The following is a 16,804-nucleotide window of genomic DNA, read 5'->3' on the forward strand; positions in this document are numbered from 1 at the left end:
AGGGTAACGGGGATGCGTCGGACCCTGGTCCGCTGAGCGTCTGGAAAAGGTAAGGAAAAGGAACGAAGGCGCGGGGCGGGACGGGGCGGGCCCGGCTCCTAGTCGGTGGGAAGCGAGGCGGGCGCGCGCCGGCCGTCGGCGGGAGCGGACGTGCGTCTGCGGGACGCCGTCAGCAGCCAGGCCAGGTTGCCCACCGCCGCGCCGGCCGCCACCGTGGCGACGATCACCCCGGCCGTGGCGAAACCGGCCCGGAACAGCCGCGGCCGCGGGTTGAGGCTGTGCAGCCCGAAGCCGCACAGCAGGTAGACCCCGACAGCGGCGACGGTGAGGCTGACGACGAGCAGGACGACGGTCGGCCCGAGCCCGCCCTGCGCGTCCTCCCCGGGCGAAGCACCGGGCCGCCCCGTACCGCGTGCTTCCTGCATGGGTCCCCCGTCGGTGGTTGAATGGCGAGCCGACCCCCTACAGTACGTAGGGCTGCTGCCGGAGGGAAACCGGTTCAGTCACCCGCCGTGTCCGACCGCCACGTCATCGTCACCTTCAGATGCGCCTCCGCCTCCGACTTGGCGATGACCGCGCCCAGTTCGGCGTTGAACCGCACCCCGAACTCCAGGCCGACCTCGCTGGGCGGGCTCGGCATGTCCCGCAGCCGTCGCAGCGCGGCCGCGGCCGCGTTCCGGATCCGGTCGACGCCCTCCTCGAACGACGCCGTGGCGTCGGCCACCGCGTCGCCCGCGCGGGAGACCTCGACCACGCCCGGTTCGTCCTCCGCCACCTCCACGACCAGGAAACCGTCACCGTCCTGCGCCGGGAAACGCAGCAACCGCGTCATGTCCGCCCCCTCCTGATGCCTCTTCGGGTCCCGCCCCGGCCCCACGCTGTATGACCTGCGGCCGTCTTCCACTGGCGGGCCATTGCAGCCACCATGGAAGCGCACCCCGAGCCGCCAAACCACCACGTCAGGGGGAACCACGGTATGGCAGAGTCTGCGAAGGACTTCTGTTCCGACCTCGTCGATCTATCCGGGATCTCTTTGGCGGAGCTGCATTCCTGCGACGATCCGACACTGCGACGCGCGTTGAGCCGGGCGGATCACAGGGCGAGCCTGGCCCACGGGACCCTCGCGGGAGACAGCCAGAGCGAGGAGATGAGCTGCCTGCCAGGGCGTCAGGCGGGTCAGTGGCGATCGTGACCGCTGTGCCGCTGGACGTTCACCGCGTTCCCCGGGAGTCGCTCAGGGCCATGGCGGCGGGTGACACGACCGACGCTGACCTGCACCTGCTGCGTTCCGCTCAGCGAAGTCAACTCCTGTTGATCCTCCGGGCGTTGCTGGACCGTGTGGGCGAAGCGGGACGCCACAGCCGGCACTTGGGAGGTGCGGCCGCGGCCCAGGAGGCCTGGCACCTGCTGTGCGCGATCCAACAGGACGCCCCCGAGGCGGTCGAGACCGTACTCGGCGACCCCACGGTCATGGCCTGGGCCTTGCGCCTGCTGCGGCGCCTCGGCGGAGCCGCCGGACCGCAGCCGCCTGCCGCCCCGCTGTGGGCCGACCTTGGTCAGTTCCAGTCGCTGGCCGCCGCTGCGGCCGTACGCGCGCAGGTCCCCGCCGTGCTGCGGGTGCCCGTGCACCGAGGCATGGTCTGGGTGCCCGGCGCGGGCGTGGCGGGCCCGGTGGCCCGGCGCCGCTGGAGCGAGGCGGAGGTACGGGTGGAGCGGGGCGGCACCCTCGTGTGCGGGGAGCTCGCCGAGGTGCGGCTGCCCGGCGCCCCGACGGAACGGGCGAAGGGCTGGCAGCCGCTGCGGCTGGTGCACGGCGATACGCCTGCCGCCGGCCCGGCCGCGGCGGGACCGTGGCTCGACACGGTGACGCCGTACCGCGACTTCACCCGGTACCCCAGCTCCCCCGGCCGGGCCGGCGAGCGGCGGTTACGGCTCTGGCAGGACCGGCTCGCCGGTGCGTACGCCCTGCTCGACGAGGAGTCACCGGCGGACGCCGCCGCACTGCGGGCGCTCGTACGGACGTTCGTGCCGCGGCCGTTCCGTACGGCGCGGGGCGGCCTGGTGGCCAGCGCGTCCTCGCTGGACGCCTTCGGCGTGGTCACCTTGTCACTGCCGTACGACACGACGCAGACGGCGGCGGTCCTGGTGCACGAGACCCGCCATCAGCAGCTCAACGCGCTGCAGAGCATGGTGCGGCTGGTGGAGCCCGGCGGGGACGGGCGCGGTGGGACCGAGGCGGACCGGCTCCACTACGCGCCGTGGCGCAGCGACCCCAGGCCGGTGCTCGGCCTGCTCCACGGGGTGTTCGCGTTCGCCGGGGTCGCGGGGTTCTGGCGCACCCACCGCGCGCATGTGAACGGGCCGGAGGCGGAACGCGCGGACTTCGAGTTCGCTGTGCTCAGGGAGCAGGTGCAGGAGGCCGTCACCACGCTCGCGGCCGACGCGGCGCTGACCGAGGCCGGCCGGTTCTTCGTCGACGAGGTAGCCGCGCTCGTCGGAGGGTGGCACCAGGACGACGTGCCGTCCGGGCCGCGCGCGCTGGCCCGTCACTACTGCGCGCTGCGGCGTGCCGTGTGGCGGGCGCGGCACCTGGAGATCGCCCGGCCGGCGGCGGAGCGGATGGCCGCCGCGTGGGTGGCCGGGCAGGCGGCGCCGGAGCTGCCACTCCCGACCCTGCGCCCTCGTCCCGACCTGATCCGCCCCGACACCTTCGGACCGCTCGCGCGGCACCGCCTGTCCGCACCCGGCGGCTTCGCCCGCCGGCGCAGGGAGGAGGACAAGAGCGGGGACCCGGCACGGCGAGCGGAGTTCGCCGCGGTCGCGGGCGACGCCGACGAGGCCGCGCTCTGCTACGCCGAGTGGACCGAACTCGATCCGCACGACGTGGAGGCGTGGATCGGCGCGGCGCTGGCGCTTCCCGAGCCCGCCGGCGGTCCGGGCGCCGCGCTGCTGCTGGACCGGCCCGAGGCGGTGGCCGGCGTCCGCCGGGCCGTCGCCGTCGCAGGAGGCGGGTTCCCCGCCCCCCTCGACCTCGCCGTCTGGCTCGGCGCGGCGGTCGACGGCCCTGCCGCGAACGGCGCCTAGTGCTGCGACCGGCAAGGTTCACTGGCTCGCGACGCCCGGCACGGCACCTCGCCGCGTTGTCGCATCACCCGAGTACATCCAGTACGCGGGCGATGCTCCGCCTTGCGATGCACCGCACCGGACGCCGCGAGCTTCCCGGCAAACCTTTCCGGTCACAGCACTAGAGCGTCAGCAGGTCGATGTCGGCGTTGGCCCGCAGGCCCTTCTCGGCGTCGAGCGTGGCGGGGTGGGAGGGACCCAGTTCGTTGCGGTAGCGCTCCAGGGCCGCGGCGTACAGCCGTTGGCTCTCCTCCGTGCGGCGCAGCGCCTTGAGGTCGTAGCTCAGATTGAGCTGCATGGCCACGTTCGCCGGGTGGTGTTCGCGCAGTCGTGCCGACTCCTCGGCCACGGCCTCGTCGATGGCGTACGCCTCCTGGGGGTGGCCGAGGGCGAAGTGGTCGCTGGCCAGGTTCATGCGGGCGAGCAGGGTCCGGGGGTGGCCCGCGCCGAGCACGCGGGTCAGGCCCTCGACCGTCTCCAGGTCCAGTTCCAGCGCGGCCTCGGGCTGCCCGAGCAACCTGAGCGTCACCGCGAGGTTCATGGCGATCGCGTGACTGTGCGGGTGCTCCCGGCCGTACCGTTCGCGGTGCCGTTCCAGCACCTGCTGGCTCAGCGCGCGCGACTCCTGGAGCTTGCCGACCTGACGCAGGTCGTTGGCGTGGCTGACGGCGATCAGCAGGTATTGGCGGCTGTCGGTGCCGAGCATCTCGGCGATCAGCTCGATGTAGCGGCGGGACAGCGCGTACGCGCCCTCGTGGTCGCCCATCTTGCGGAGGATGACGCACCGGTTGCGGTTGACCAGCGCCGTGAAGGGGTGCCGCTCGCCCAGTTTCTCGGTGACCTCCTCCGCCAGACGTTCGTACCCGTCCAGGGACTCCTCGTAGCGGCCGACTTCCTGGAGGTCGAGCAGATAGGCCTCCCGGGTGGACAGCGTGCGGATGTGGTCCTCGCCCAGGGTTTCGGTGACGCGCTGCCAGGAGTCGTAGTCGTGCTGCCGGGCCGTCTCCGAGGCACCGGCCAGGCGCAGGCTCACCGCGTAGTTGTGGGCGGCGAGGAGCGTGGCCGGGTCGTCCGCGCCGAACTCCCGCAGACTGGTCTCGTAGACGCGCTGGTCCAGCTCGCGCGCCTCGTTGAAGTTGCCGCGGTTGCGCTGGTGGATGGCCATGAAGCTCTGTGCCAGGAGCGTGTCCTCGTGGGACTCGCCCAGCACCCTGCGGAAGCGCTCCAGAAGCCCGGCCTGGAGTTCGTACGCCCGCCGCAGGTGGGTGCCCTGCTCCCGCAGCGCCTCGGCGATCTGCTGGTCGATGGCGAGGACCTCCTCGTGGTCCTCGCCCAGGGTCCCGCGCCAGATCCGCGCGGCCCGCTCACCCAGTTCGACGGCCGCCGAGTGGTCGCCGCGGGCGCGCAGGAACCACACCTCGTTCAGGACCAGGCGGCGGGTCCACGGCTCCTCGCACTCCACGGCGTTGGACGCCCGCACGTGGGTGAGGAGAGCGGAGTAGCGCGGCCAGTAGCTCGCGCGCTGCGGGTTCCTGGGATCGGCGTGCGCCAGCAGCTGGTGGGCCGCGTGCCGCATCGTCGCCCGCTCCTGCGTGTTCATCTGCTCGACGAGCACGCGCTGGACCAGTCGGTGCAGCTGGACGGTGTTCTGCCGGTGGTCGATCCGCGCCAGCGCGTACCGGCCGATCTCGCGGACCGCCCGGCCCAGCTTGACCGGGTCGTCGAGCGCGGACTGGAGTTCCTGCGGGACGGAGATGCCGCGCACCGCGGAGAACAGGTCCCACTCGATGGGCTCGGGAGCGAAGAAGGCGCAGACCTGGAGGAGCTGGAGGGCGTCGGGGCGGGTCTCGCGCAGCCGGCCGAGGGAGACGTTCCAGGCGGCCGCCACCGACAGCGGGTAGTCGCCGGGCGGCTCCGACTGCATCAGCTCGGTGAAGTTGCGCTCGTACACCTCGAGGTACTGCTGCACCGGCATCCCGGTCTCGGCGAGCCACACCGCGGCCTGTTCCACCGCGAGCGGCAGGTCGCCGAGGGCGGCGGCGAGGTGATCGACGGCGTCGTCGGGCAGCTGGGGGCTGCGACGGCGCAGCAGGGCGACGCTCTCGTCGCGTGCGAACACGTCGACCTCCAGAGAGCTGGCGTCGGTGGACCACTGGAAGTTCCGGGAGGTCACGACGATGCGTCCGGGCCCGTCGTTGGGGAAGTACTTGCGCACCTCCTTGGGGTTCTCCGCGTTGTCGAACACCAGCAGCCAGTCGCGGTACGGCTCGCCCCGGCGCAGGGCGTCGAGCACCGCGGGCACCGCGCTCATCTCGGAACCCGCCTGGAGGCCCATCTGCTCGCCCAGTTCGATCAGCGACTGGACGATCTGGTTCTCCTGCTCGGACGGGATCCACCAGATGAGCCGGTAGTCCCGGCTGTGCCGGTAGACGTACTCGATGGCGATCTGCGACTTGCCGACGCCGCCCATGCCGTGCAGGGCTTCCGGCAGGACCGCGGTGACACCGCTGCTCAGCCGTTCCTGGAGCCGTTCGAGCAGCAATTCGCGCCCTGTGAAGTTCCGGTTCCGCTGCGGGACGTTCCCCCAGATGCGGGGCGGGTCGTGCGGGCTTCGCGGGCCCGTGGCAACGGGCAGACCGGCAGTCACGGCGATGCCTCCTTGTCGTGGACGCGCGGGCGCGGACGCGGGCGCGGGGGAAGGGGTGGGGGAGGAGCTGGGCTGGGTGGGCGGAACGGGGGCGGACGACGGTTCCGTGGGTGAATTCCCCGCCGTTTGCGGGGCGTTCGCCGGTTGTGGGGTTTCAGGCGTTCGCGGCCCGTAATCTAGCGCGTCCGTGGGCGCAATGTTCAATTCTGATCGCATTTCTACGGATGAATACCCTGATGGCCGCTTGTGCCCTGGTGTGGGCGCCGTGCCGGTGGCGACCTTTCCGGCCTGGTGGGGGACGGCAGTGCGCTGCAGCAGCCGGCCCAGGTGGTTGGCGCGAGCGAGGTAGGGTCCGGACACCGCGCACAGCGCCGTGTACAGGTGGTTGACGAACGGGCGGGTGTGCTCCGTCATCGGGGGGTCCGACGGATCCCCCTCCGGGGCGACCAGCGCGCTCGCGCCCTCCCCCCACACCTCCTCCAGCACCGGTCCGAGATGACGCCGGACCTCGTCCAGCGCCCGGATCGTCTCGACCCGGCTGCCGAGGGCGAGCAGTTCCTCCCGCACGCCGTCCCCGAAGTCGAAGGACACCCGGTGGGGGTCCTCGACATCCGCGGTGTCGTCGGTGCGGCGCACCAGGCCCAGCAGCACGATTTCGGCCAGGTTCCAGAATCTCGCGCCCGGCTGGGCCTGTTGGAGCAGCCGCATCACAGGGAGGTTGAGGGGGGCCGCGGCCAGGCGCTGGGCGAGGGCGTACGCGGCCGGGGAGGCGGTGGCGCGGAACTGGCGCACCACGGTGGCGGCCCGCCTGGCCCGCCGGACCGCGGGCGACTCGTCCGCGCCGGCGCCGGCCCGCCGCGGTTCCGTGGGCCGGGACGGGTCCGTGCGCCGTGGTTCCGCGGGCCGTGGCACTGTCCGCTGCGGTTCGGGGTGCGGCGGCTCCGCCACGATGCTGGCGAGCCGCTCGGGGACCGGGCCGATCACCGCCGAGCGCAGGTCCCGGTCCGGCGCGGTCCACAGCGCGGCCAGCCCGTGCCATTCGCCGCTGCCCGCCGCGGCCACCAGCCGGGCCCAGCGGGCCAGTGACGTCGGCCGCAGCTCGACGACCGGCACCGGGATCGCGGTCCCCAGCCCGGGGTGCGGCGCGAACTCCGGCTCGGAGCCCAGCGGGTCCGCGTGCGGGTGCTTCCACTCGGCGTCGTAGGAGCGGTTGGGCGCGGCAGGGGCGGGCGCCCGCAGCCGGGTCCGGGCGACCGTGGGCAGCGTCAGGTCCCACAGGTGCTGGGGCAGCAGGCTCAGTACGGCGACGGGGGAGTGCCGGCCCAGCCGGTGCAGCAGCGCCGCCGCCCGGCCAGTGCGCCAGGCGCTGTGGCCGCCGTCGGTGACCGCCAGCACCAACTGTCGGTCTCCGGAGTGTAGTTCGGCCGCCGCGAGGCCCGCCGTCGCCGCGTCGCCGCCGTCCGGGTCCCAACGGATCCGCCGTACGGTGCGGAAGGCCGCCGTCTGCTCCATCAGCTCGGCGATCTGCCGTGCCGTGTGCGACCACAGGGCCATCGAGGGACTGTCGTCCACCAGCAGCAGCAGGTCCAGTCGCCGCTCCGGGACCGCCCGGCACACCGGTGTCCACACCCCGGCCAGCGCCGCCTGCTCGGCGGTCGCCTCCTCGTCCAGCTCCAGCTCGTGGGGCGAGGCGAGGAACAGGCGCAGCGGGCGCAGCGATCTGCCCAGGGCCAGGGAGTCGGCCAGCCGGGGGGACGCGGGCCAGGCGGCCTGCTCGGTGGGCCACGCGTCCGCGTGCGGGGCGGGGCGGGTCCGCAGACCGGCCGGCCTCGCCGCGGGGAGCGCGGCGAAGAGCGGGCGGGCCGCGTCCGCCAGGGTGGTCAGCCCCTCTTCCAGCAGGAGCAGTTCGTCAAGTTCGTCGCCGGATCCGAGGTCGTGGCCGTCGTCCTGCGCCTCGGAGGTCCGGGAGTCGCCACCGGGTGTCTGGAAGTCGTCGCCGGGTGTCCGGGAGCCGTCGTCGGGGGCTCGGGAGTCGTCGTCGGGTGTGCGCGAGCCGCCCGGAGCCGGGGTCTCGCCGGCCGGGTGACGGTCGCCCGTGCCGTCCTCGGGGTCCGGGGGTGTGCCATCCCGGTCCTCGGGCGCGCCCTCCCGTTCCCGGGGCATGCCGGACCCGTCGGCCGGGTCGCCGCCGGGCTCCCCGGGCGGCCGGGACTCGCCGGGCCCGGGGGAGCCGTGGCGGTCTCGCGGCTCCGGCCGCTCCCCGGGACGGTTCTCCCGGCGGGACCGCTCGCCGCGCTCCCGGGCCTCGCGGCCGGGCACGTCGAACAGCGGCACGGCGGCGTCCTGGCAGGCCGCCAGGTACAGCGCGTCGGCCAGTTCCGTCCAGGTCGGCAGCTCCCGGTCCAGGGCAGCCCGGGTTCCCCCCTCCGGCCGGTCGGGTGAGGCGGGGGCTCCGGGGGACGCCGTCATCCGGCCCTCGTTTCCGCCCCCGCTCCGTCGAGCCGGTGCCACAGCGCGTCCACGAGGTGCTCCAGCGACTCCTCGTCCTCGCCGGGGAAACGGCCGGAGGTGGCCAGGAACACGGCGTTGAGCAGCTGGTCCACGGCGAGGCCGCCCCGCTCCCGGCTGTTGCGCAGGAACCGCTCGACCAGCTCGTCCGCCCGGGCGGAGTTCGCCGACCCCTGCGCCGCCTCCCTCAGATGGGCCGTGATCATGTCGACCAGCTGCGAACGGTCCGGGTCCGGCATCCGGAGCCGCAGACAGCGGCGGAGGAAGGCCGGCGGGAACTCGCGCTCGCCGTTGGAGGTGATCACCACGATCGGGAACGCCCGGCACTTGACGACACCGTCGGCGATCTCGGCGCTGCGGTGCGGATCGTCGGTCATCACCGTCACCCTGGGGTGCAGACGCCGGGCCCGGACCAGTTCGGTGACGGGGTACTGGCCTTCCTCGAAGACGCCGAGCAGGTCGTTGGCCAGGTCCTGGTCGCTCTTGTCCAACTCGTCGATCAAGAGCACCCGGGGCAGCTCGTAGGGCAGCAACGCGGTGCCGAGCGGGCCGAGTTGGAGGTAGTCGCCGATCCCGGGAAGGCCCTCCTCACGCGGTGTGCCGCCCTGCGGAGCGCCGTCGCCCGCGCCGTCCGTGGCGGTCGCGCCGTCCGTGTCGTACGGCCGGTGCGCGGCGCGTAACGCCGCCGAGTCCTGGACCCGGCCGATCGCGTCGTACTCGTAGAGCCCGGAGCGCAGCGTGGTGCGGCTGGTGATGTGCCAGCGCAGCACGCGGCCCAGCTTCAGCTCCCGGCTGATGCGGTAGGCGAGGGACGACTTCCCCGTCCCGGGGCGGCCGGTGACGAGCAGCGGCCGGCGCAGCAGCAGGGCCGCGTTGACCATGTCGGCCTCACGCCTGAGCTGGTCGGAACCCGTGGATAACGCCGAGACGCGGCCCAGCCGGCGCTCGATCTCCTCGTCGTCCGCCGGGGGCGGGTCGACCACGGGACCGCCGGTGAACCGGCGCCAGGGCGGCGGGGGCGGCAGGAGCTCGTCGAGGCTGGTGTCGTACAGGGGCTGCCCCGTACCGCGGTAGATCCACCACCGCTGGTCGGAGGCGCCCCGCACCGCACCGTCGGGTACGGGGCCCGCGGTGCCGTTCGCGTGCGGCCGCGGTGGACCCCCCGCCACCCGGTCGCCGTTCGGACGCGTCCCCCCGGATGCGCCGTCCTCGGGAAGCATCTCGTCCTACCCTCCCCCCTGCGCGGATGAATCCGCCGCGTCTGACCGACCGCCCGGTAGGCGGTACGGGTCGTCCCAGAGCAAAGCTGCGTGGCGACCGAGCGTAGAGGAGCCGCCCCCAGCAGGATCCTCGCCCCCGGCCTCTATGCGCAACGACCTGAGAGCGTCCGGCAGTCGATGAATTCCCTTGCGCGAGGTGAGTTCCTGCAATTCGTCACGAAAGGCTGGATCGACTCCCCCGCGCCGGTCCCAGACGACGATCGGCACACCCGCCCGCAGGGACTCACCCAGCTCATCGACCCCGGGGCTCCCGTCGCCGCCGCCCCCGGGCGGATCGCTGAGGACCACCATCACCGGCTGCGGCTCGGTGAGCAGACGGACGCGGCCCTCGTCGGGGAACCAGTGGACGGGTCCTCCGCAGGCGGTCACCAGGGCATCCCAGCGTTTGGCCCAGCGTCCATGTGTGTCCGCGCGTTCCATCCTTTCGAGGCTGCGCAGTACCACCGGGTGGTCCTCCCCGAGGGCGCCGTCCGCGCCGTGGAAGCCCTGTTTCGCCCATCTCTCGACCGGCAGGTCCAGCAGGTCCCTGGGCAGCAGGAACTCCAGGGTCAGGTCCTCCTTCCAGAAGTAGGCCCAACCCGTCTCCGCCTCCTCCACCAGCGTCTTCACCCGCTCGGGCAGATCGGCCAGATCGACGCGCACGTCCCCGCCGCGCACCGGGTACGGCTCAGGGCCGTCGATCTGCCACCAGTACGACAGGAGCCGCTCCCCGCTGTGGTCGGGGTCGGGCAGGGGGCGCAGCCGGACCAGCAGGCAGGCCCCGGGCGCCCAGACGGCGTCCGCGGCGTCGTCCTCCGGGAGCGGGACGGAGGCGGCGGCCGGCACGCCGGCGGGGCGGGTGGTCACGTCCGTGGCCACGGGGGCGCTGCCTGCTCCGGAGGCCGGCAGATCGCCGCCGGCCCGGGCGGCGACGGGCACCGCGGCGCTCGCCCTGGCCGTGGCGGCGGCCGTGGTCCGCGCGGTGGCCCCGACCGGGTGCGCGGCAGGCGCGCCGGGATACATGTCGGGCCGGATCAGGTGCTCCTCCACCCACTCGAACAGGTCCTGCTGCTGCTGGCCCTTGGCGTAGTGCGCGAGGTGCTCGACCAGCAGGACGCAGGGCAGCGGTTCGCCGGGGCGGGCGTTGAACGTCGCCGCGTGCAGCACCGCCGACCACGGCTCCGCGCAGTGGACCGGCAGCGGGTCCGGGCGCCCCAGCGCCTCCCGGAAGATGCCCGGGACGTCCAGCACCTCCAGGCCGCCGAGCAGGGACATCAGCCGTTCCCAGCTCTGCGGCGGGAAGAGCGGCACCTCCGCGAGCGCGATGGCGGTGCGCACCCGGGCCATGTGCCGGGTCTCGCCCTCCAGCGTCGAGACCACGCTGCCCAGCACCTGGATGCCGTCCGGATACGGCATCACCTCCCTGAGCAGGATCAGCAGCGAGAAACGCCGCCGGCTGCTGTCGGGCAGGGCGATCACGACCCCCAGCGCGCGGCCCACCTGGCGGGCGCACTCCTGCAGCAGTCCTGACTCCTCGAAGCACGGGACGGCGTCCAGCGCGTCGAGCAGCACTTTGGGCGGCCCCCAGGCCCCCTGGGCGAGTGTCACGGAGCCTCGCCCCCCGCGCAGGTGGGCCACAGTTCGTCGATGAGTTGCAGCACGGCACCCGCGGGCTGCGAGTCGTCGTCCAGCAGCCGCAGGGCGTCGATCAGGGCCTGCCTGCCGTCGCGGTGGTCGGCGCAGGCCTGGACGACGTAGAAGAGCTGGAGCCGGGGGCGGGGGCTGGTGCGGACGGCGCGGCGGATGGGGGCCGGCAGCAGGCGCCGCAGCGCCGCCGCGTCGTCGTCCTCGACCTGAGGCACGTTCAGCAGGGCGTCGGCCAGGGCGAACTGGCTCTTGTCGGACGGCGGTTCGGGGGACCTCCGCGGTGCGGGCGGCCGGGGCGGCACGAGGGCCGGGGCGAGCGCCGGCCACAGGCGGGCCGCCGACTCCAGCGGGAGCATCCAGGCCACCTTGGCCTGCCGGTCGGTGTAGGCGGCGGTGACCAGGCCGACGACCCGTCGCGCCGCCGGATCCCATACGCCGGCTCCGCTGAACCCGCGTTCCACCGGGACCCCCGTCGTGCCGAGTCCCTCCAGCTGGACCCAGTCCCGGTGCGGCCCGCCACGCCCGGTCAGGCGGGCGGAGGACCACAGACCGTCGGGCGCCCCGGCCGGATGGCCGTACACGCCGACCTCGCGCCGGTCGGGTTCCCCGCACGGGCCGAGCCGTGCCGGAAGCACGTCGGCGGGCGGCGACCAGTCCGTGCTCAGGACGGCGAGATCCCCGTCCGACCCGCCGGCCAGGGGACCGGGAAACCAGCCGTCCGGCACGACGGCGGCCTCACCGGCCTCGACGTCCGGCCGCCCCGGAACGTCCACGACGACGGCCCCGCGAGGCACGCCCCCGGCTTGCCCGCCGGCCGTCCCGAGGGCCGACGTCACCACGTGCGCGCAGGTCAGCACGGTGCCCGGCCGTACCAGAACCCCGGCCCCGTGCACGGACCCGCGCGCCGACAGAACGCGTACCCGCCCTAACGACGACGCGCCCGTCATCTCCCCGTTGACCACTGCCACGTCCCTTCCCCCGCGGTGCGGCCGTCGTACCGGACGGCACCCACCTGCGAACCAGCGTACGAAGCGCATGCGCCCGGTACACGGGTCATGCGTATCCCGGAGCTTTACCGGTTGTGCCTTGGGCGAATCATCGGTTCGCGGGCGGGCGCGCGGCGACACAAGGGGGCGCACACCCGGATCCCTCACCCCTCTCCTGCCCGCACCACACCCCGGCACCCCCAGGCGCGCTCGCCGACCCGGCACGGGTCCGCCGGACTGTGCTACGGTTTCGGCGTTGCAGTTGTGGTACCCATGAACCTATGTGCGCCTGACGGGAATGTTCCTCCTGCAGGCGCATTATTTGTTTTCCGGCATCTCCGGATGGGGCCTCTGCCTACAGAAGGAGAGAGTCATGGCACAGGGAACCGTGAAGTGGTTCAACGCCGAAAAGGGTTTCGGCTTCATCCAGCAGGACGGCGGCGGCCCCGACGTCTTCGCCCACTACTCGAACATCGCGACCCAGGGCTTCCGTGAGCTCCAGGAGGGCCAGCGGGTCACCTTCGACGTCACGCAGGGCCAGAAGGGCCCGCAGGCGGAGAACATCGTCCCCGCCTGATCGCCGGGCGCGTATCGGCTCACCGGGGTCGGCACCGACATGGTGCGGACCCCGGTTTGTGCTGTTTCCAGGAAGGCAGACCACCCACCGCATGTCCCGCAGATCCCAGAAGCCGAACAACCGGCGTGCCTCGTCCCGTCCGTCGTCGTCCTCGTCGCCGTCGGCGCCGAGGGAATTCCGGCTGCCGGAAAGTACGACACCCGCTCTTCCCCCCGTCGAGGACTTCGCCGGTCTGGACATGCCCGCGGCGCTGCTGAACACCCTCACCGCGCAGGGCGTGACCGCGCCCTTCCCCATCCAGGCCGCCACGCTCCCCAACTCCCTCGCCGGCCGTGACCTGCTGGGACGGGGGCGTACCGGCTCCGGCAAGACCCTCGCGTTCGGGCTTGCGCTCCTGGCCCGCACGGCCGGACTGCGCGCGGAGCCCAAGGCGCCCCTCGCCCTCGTGCTGGTGCCCACCCGTGAACTCGCCCAGCAGGTGGCGGACGCGCTGACCCCGTATGCGACGGCGGTGAACCTCCGGCTGGCCACCGTGGTCGGCGGGCTGTCCATCACCAAGCAGGCCGGTGCGCTCCGGCGCGGCGCCGAGGTACTCGTGGCGACCCCCGGCAGGCTCAACGACCTCGTGGAACGCGGGGACTGCGTGCTCGACGGCGTACGCATCACGGTGCTGGACGAAGCCGACCAGATGACCGACATGGGCTTCCTGCCGCAGATCACCAAGCTGATCCAGCAAGTGCGGCCCGACGGACAGCGCATGCTCTTCTCGGCCACCCTGGACCGCAACATCGACCGCCTGGTGCAGCGGTTCCTGACCGACCCGGTGGTGCACTCCGTGGACCCGTCCGCGGGAGCGGTGACCACCATGGAGCACCACGTGCTCCACGTCCAGGACGAGACCGACAAGAAGGCGGTCACCACGCGCATCGCGGCCCGTGACGGCCGCGTCATCCTCTTCCTCGACACCAAGAGGTCCGCCGACCGGCTCGCCAAGCGCCTCCTCGCCGTCGGTGTCCGCGCGGCGGCACTGCACGGGGGCCGCTCCCAGCCGCAGCGCAACCGCACCCTGGAACAGTTCAAGAACGGCCAGGTCACCGCGTTGGTGGCGACGAACGTCGCGGCCCGGGGCATACACATCGACGACCTCGACCTCGTGGTGAACGTCGATCCCCCCACCGACCACAAGGACTACCTCCACCGGGGCGGCCGCACGGCGCGCGCCGGCGGCTCCGGCAGCGTGGTCACGCTGGTCCTGCCCGAGCAGAAGCGGGACATCACCCGGCTCATGTCGGACGCGGGCATCCGCCCCCGGACGGCGAGCATCAAGTCGAGCGACGAGGAACTGGCCACCCTCACCGGCGCCCGCGAGCCCTCCGGCGTGGCCGTCGTCATCGAGGTCCCCCAGCCCACGCCGCCGACGGCGTCCCGCCCGGCCCGAAAGACCGGCACCGAGCCCGGCCGGCGCTCCAGCCGCCGACGCCGCAACGGCGGCGGAAGCGGCCCTGCGACCGGCGCCACCACCGACCAGGGCACCCGCAACCGCCGTACCCCGGCCGCGGCGGCAGCGGCCGGTACGGCCGCCGGCACCTCGGCATCCGGCGGCCGCGGTTCCGCCCGCCGGTCGGGATCCGGCGGGGCCGGTGCCGCCGGCACGAGCGGCCGCGGTTCCGACCGCCGGGCCGGGACCGGCTCCGCCTCCGGCAACTCAGCCCGCGTCTCGGGCCGCCGCCCGGGGACTGGCGGAGCCACACGCGGCTCCTCCGGCGGTGGCGGCCGTGGCTCTTCCGGCGCGGGCGGCCGCGGCTCCTCCGCCACCGGCGGACGCGGCTCCGACCGCCGAGGCTCCGCCACCTAGTACCCAGCACCTAGTACCTAGTACGGCATCAGGGGCGGCGACCTTCGCAGCCGCGTCCGGACCGAGTGACCGGTCGCGGCTGCGCCACGCCGACCGCATACACGCCCTCCGGACGCGCCTACCCGCGCCCTGTGAAACCCCAGGTCAGCTCAGAGTTGTCTCCGGATCACCGCTGTGCGGGCCGACGGGGGATCCGTGGATCACTCCACAGGGTCTCCGCGGCCGGTGGTCAGGTCACCCGTTCACCGCTGCCCGATGGCTGTCGGGCCCGGAGACCGCCACGATGGCGAAGAGGGCTGCGCCCCTACCAGGGACACGGATGCCGGCTTCAAGCGGTCGATGGCAGCGATCGACCGCTTCACCCCGTCGAGGTCCTCGGCCTGGGGCTGCTGCTTTCGGCGGCCAATCTCAAGAACGCGCCCCTGACCATTGCCGCGGGCGCCTCGATCAGCTCTGCCGGGCTCCCCGTACCACAGCAGATGTGCGATCTGGGTTTCCCTTCGGGCCGGTGGGCCGCCGAAGCACAGGTGGATGCCACTGAGCGAGCGGTCACCGTGCGAGCCTGCGATGCCCGGCTCATGCTGAGGGGAGGGGTGTGGCGACAGAGGGAGTGGTGGGATGCGAATCGTTGTGGACCTCACGCGCTGTCAGGGCTATGCACAGTGCGTGTTCCTCGCACCCAAGGTGTTCGAGTTGCACGGCGAGGAAGGATTGCTGTACGCCACGGCCGTCCCCGATGACCAGGCCGAGCGCGTGCGCCAGGCTGCGGCGGCTTGCCCGGTCCAGGCCATCCTCGTCGGCGAGGAGGTGAACCCCGATGGCCGCCGGTGATCTCCGGGACGGCCGCATCGTCATCGTCGGTGCGTCGCTGGCCGGGCTGAGGGCCGCGGAGACGCTGCGCGAGGAGGGCTTCACCGGCTCACTCACCGTGGTCGGGGACGAGCCCCATCCGCCCTACGACCGGCCACCGCTGTCGAAGCAGGTACTGCTCGGCCAGGCGACGCCGGACACCACCGAGCTGCCGATGCGCCGGGACCCGGACGCCGAGTGGCGGCTGGGAGTAGCCGCTACCGGTCTGGACCCTTTGGAGAAGCGGGTACTGCTGGCCGACGGGAAGTCGTTGCCGTACGACCGGCTGCTGATCGCCACCGGGACCCGGGCGCGGCCCTGGCCCAATCCGGCAGAGGGCGCCCTGGACGGGGTGTGCACCCTGCGCACGCGTGAGGACGCCGCAGGACTGTCCGAGCGGCTGGCCGCCGGGCCGGGGCGGGTGCTGGTGATCGGCGCCGGCTTCACCGGCTCGGAGATCGCCTCGGCCTGCCGGGAGCGAGGACTGGACGTCACGGTCGCCGAACGCGGCCCCGCACCCCTGGTGGGCGCCCTGGGCGGCACGCTGTCGAAACTCGCGGCCGTCATGCATCGCAACCACGGCGTGGACCTACGCACCGGGGTGACGGTCACCGCCCTGCGCGGGAACGGCAGCTTCACCGGTGCGGACCTGTCCGACGGCACGCGTGTCGACGCGGATGTGTGCGTCGTGGCGCTGGGGGCGGTCCGCAACGTCGAGTGGCTGGCGGAGTCCGGACTGGCGGCGGGCCCGCGCGGGATCGCCTGCGACGCCGGATGCCGCGCCTTCAACATGTACGGAATCGTCACCGACGACATCTTCGTGGCCGGCGACGTCTCCCGCTTCCCCCACCCTCTGTTCGGCTACCAGATGCTCTCCCTGGAGCACTGGGGAAATGCGGTCGAGCAGGCCGAGGTGGCGGCCCACAACATGATCAATCCCGGGCCTCTGCGGCGCCCGCACCTGGCCGTCCCGACATTCTGGTCGACCCAGTTCGGGCTCAACATCAAGTCGGTGGGCGTACCGACCTACTCCGACTACGTCGTCATCGCCCAGGGCTCTCTGGAGGCGCGCCGTCTGGCGATGGTCTACGGCTACCAGGGCCGGGTCACCGCCGCGGTCACCGTCGACATGGCCAAGTCGCTCGACTACTACCGGCGCCTGATCGAGACGGCTGCTCCCTTCCCGCCCCCGCCCGGTGCGGCGGACCGTGCGATCGCGGCCGATGTCCCGATTCCGTCCGACGTGCCGGATCCGAAGGGGCTCTCCCACGGCCCCACCGTGGCCCTCACCGGTCACCTTCCCGACCGCCGACTGACCGTGGTGTAGCCACGGGCTGACGCACGTCCCGTCCA

General features: G+C 73.2%; 11 protein-coding genes. 5 read left to right on the forward strand and 6 right to left on the reverse strand.

Annotated elements, in window-relative coordinates; translation table 11 throughout:
- Positions 1–98 precede the first annotated feature (98 nt).
- Both ACWEK3_RS05720 and ACWEK3_RS05725 read right to left on the reverse strand, forming a co-directional pair.
- On the reverse strand, positions 99–425 hold the full coding sequence (locus tag ACWEK3_RS05720; protein WP_390725247.1) for a hypothetical protein: 327 nt from the start codon (positions 423–425) through the stop codon (positions 99–101).
- A 74-nt stretch (positions 426–499) separates the two neighbouring features.
- Entirely contained in the window at positions 500–832 is a 333-nt protein-coding gene (locus ACWEK3_RS05725) for a CU044_2847 family protein (RefSeq protein ID WP_361420930.1), read from the reverse strand.
- Between the two features lie 356 nt (positions 833–1,188).
- On the opposite strand from ACWEK3_RS05725, the gene ACWEK3_RS05730 reads away from it, so the two are divergent.
- On the forward strand, positions 1,189–3,084 hold the full coding sequence (locus tag ACWEK3_RS05730; protein WP_450547452.1) for an aKG-HExxH-type peptide beta-hydroxylase: 1,896 nt from the start codon (positions 1,189–1,191) through the stop codon (positions 3,082–3,084).
- Positions 3,085–3,244: 160 nt separating this feature from the next.
- Here the strand turns inward: ACWEK3_RS05730 and fxsT are convergent, their stop codons facing one another.
- The 4 genes from fxsT to ACWEK3_RS05750 are packed head-to-tail and all read right to left on the reverse strand — an operon-like array spanning position 3,245 to position 12,152.
- Complete coding sequence (gene fxsT, locus ACWEK3_RS05735) at positions 3,245–8,239, reverse strand: FxSxx-COOH system tetratricopeptide repeat protein (protein ID WP_453249031.1); 4,995 nt, start codon at positions 8,237–8,239, stop codon at positions 3,245–3,247.
- Positions 8,236–9,498, reverse strand: a complete 1,263-nt coding sequence (locus ACWEK3_RS05740; protein WP_453249032.1) for an AAA family ATPase — start codon at positions 9,496–9,498, stop codon at positions 8,236–8,238. The genes fxsT and ACWEK3_RS05740 overlap by 4 nt, the downstream gene beginning before the upstream one ends.
- A gap of 6 nt (positions 9,499–9,504) precedes the next feature.
- On the reverse strand, positions 9,505–11,145 hold the full coding sequence (locus ACWEK3_RS05745; RefSeq protein WP_453249033.1) for a VMAP-C domain-containing protein: 1,641 nt from the start codon (positions 11,143–11,145) through the stop codon (positions 9,505–9,507).
- Positions 11,142–12,152 carry an effector-associated domain 2-containing protein gene (locus tag ACWEK3_RS05750; protein WP_450546142.1) on the reverse strand — a complete coding sequence of 337 codons (1,011 nt, stop codon included), beginning with the start codon at positions 12,150–12,152 and terminating at the stop codon, positions 11,142–11,144. The genes ACWEK3_RS05745 and ACWEK3_RS05750 overlap by 4 nt, the downstream gene beginning before the upstream one ends.
- A gap of 391 nt (positions 12,153–12,543) precedes the next feature.
- Between ACWEK3_RS05750 and ACWEK3_RS05755 the strand changes: the two genes are divergently transcribed.
- The 4 genes from ACWEK3_RS05755 (at position 12,544) to ACWEK3_RS05770 (ending at position 16,778) form a co-directional block, all read left to right on the forward strand.
- The gene (locus ACWEK3_RS05755; protein ID WP_252425628.1) at positions 12,544–12,747 is read left to right on the forward strand and encodes a cold-shock protein; all 204 of its coding nucleotides are present in this window, start codon (positions 12,544–12,546) and stop codon (positions 12,745–12,747) included.
- Positions 12,748–12,838: 91 nt separating this feature from the next.
- Positions 12,839–14,602: a DEAD/DEAH box helicase gene (locus tag ACWEK3_RS05760; protein ID WP_453249034.1), complete on the forward strand. Its 1,764-nt coding sequence runs from the start codon at positions 12,839–12,841 to the stop codon at positions 14,600–14,602.
- Positions 14,603–15,220: 618 nt separating this feature from the next.
- Positions 15,221–15,433 carry a ferredoxin gene (locus ACWEK3_RS05765; RefSeq protein ID WP_384428620.1) on the forward strand — a complete coding sequence of 71 codons (213 nt, stop codon included), beginning with the start codon at positions 15,221–15,223 and terminating at the stop codon, positions 15,431–15,433.
- On the forward strand, positions 15,420–16,778 hold the full coding sequence (locus ACWEK3_RS05770) for an NAD(P)/FAD-dependent oxidoreductase (protein ID WP_453249035.1): 1,359 nt from the start codon (positions 15,420–15,422) through the stop codon (positions 16,776–16,778). Before ACWEK3_RS05765 ends, ACWEK3_RS05770 begins: the two co-directional genes overlap by 14 nt.
- Positions 16,779–16,804: the final 26 nt, after the last annotated feature.

Source organism: Streptomyces sp. NPDC004721 (assembly GCF_053601495.1).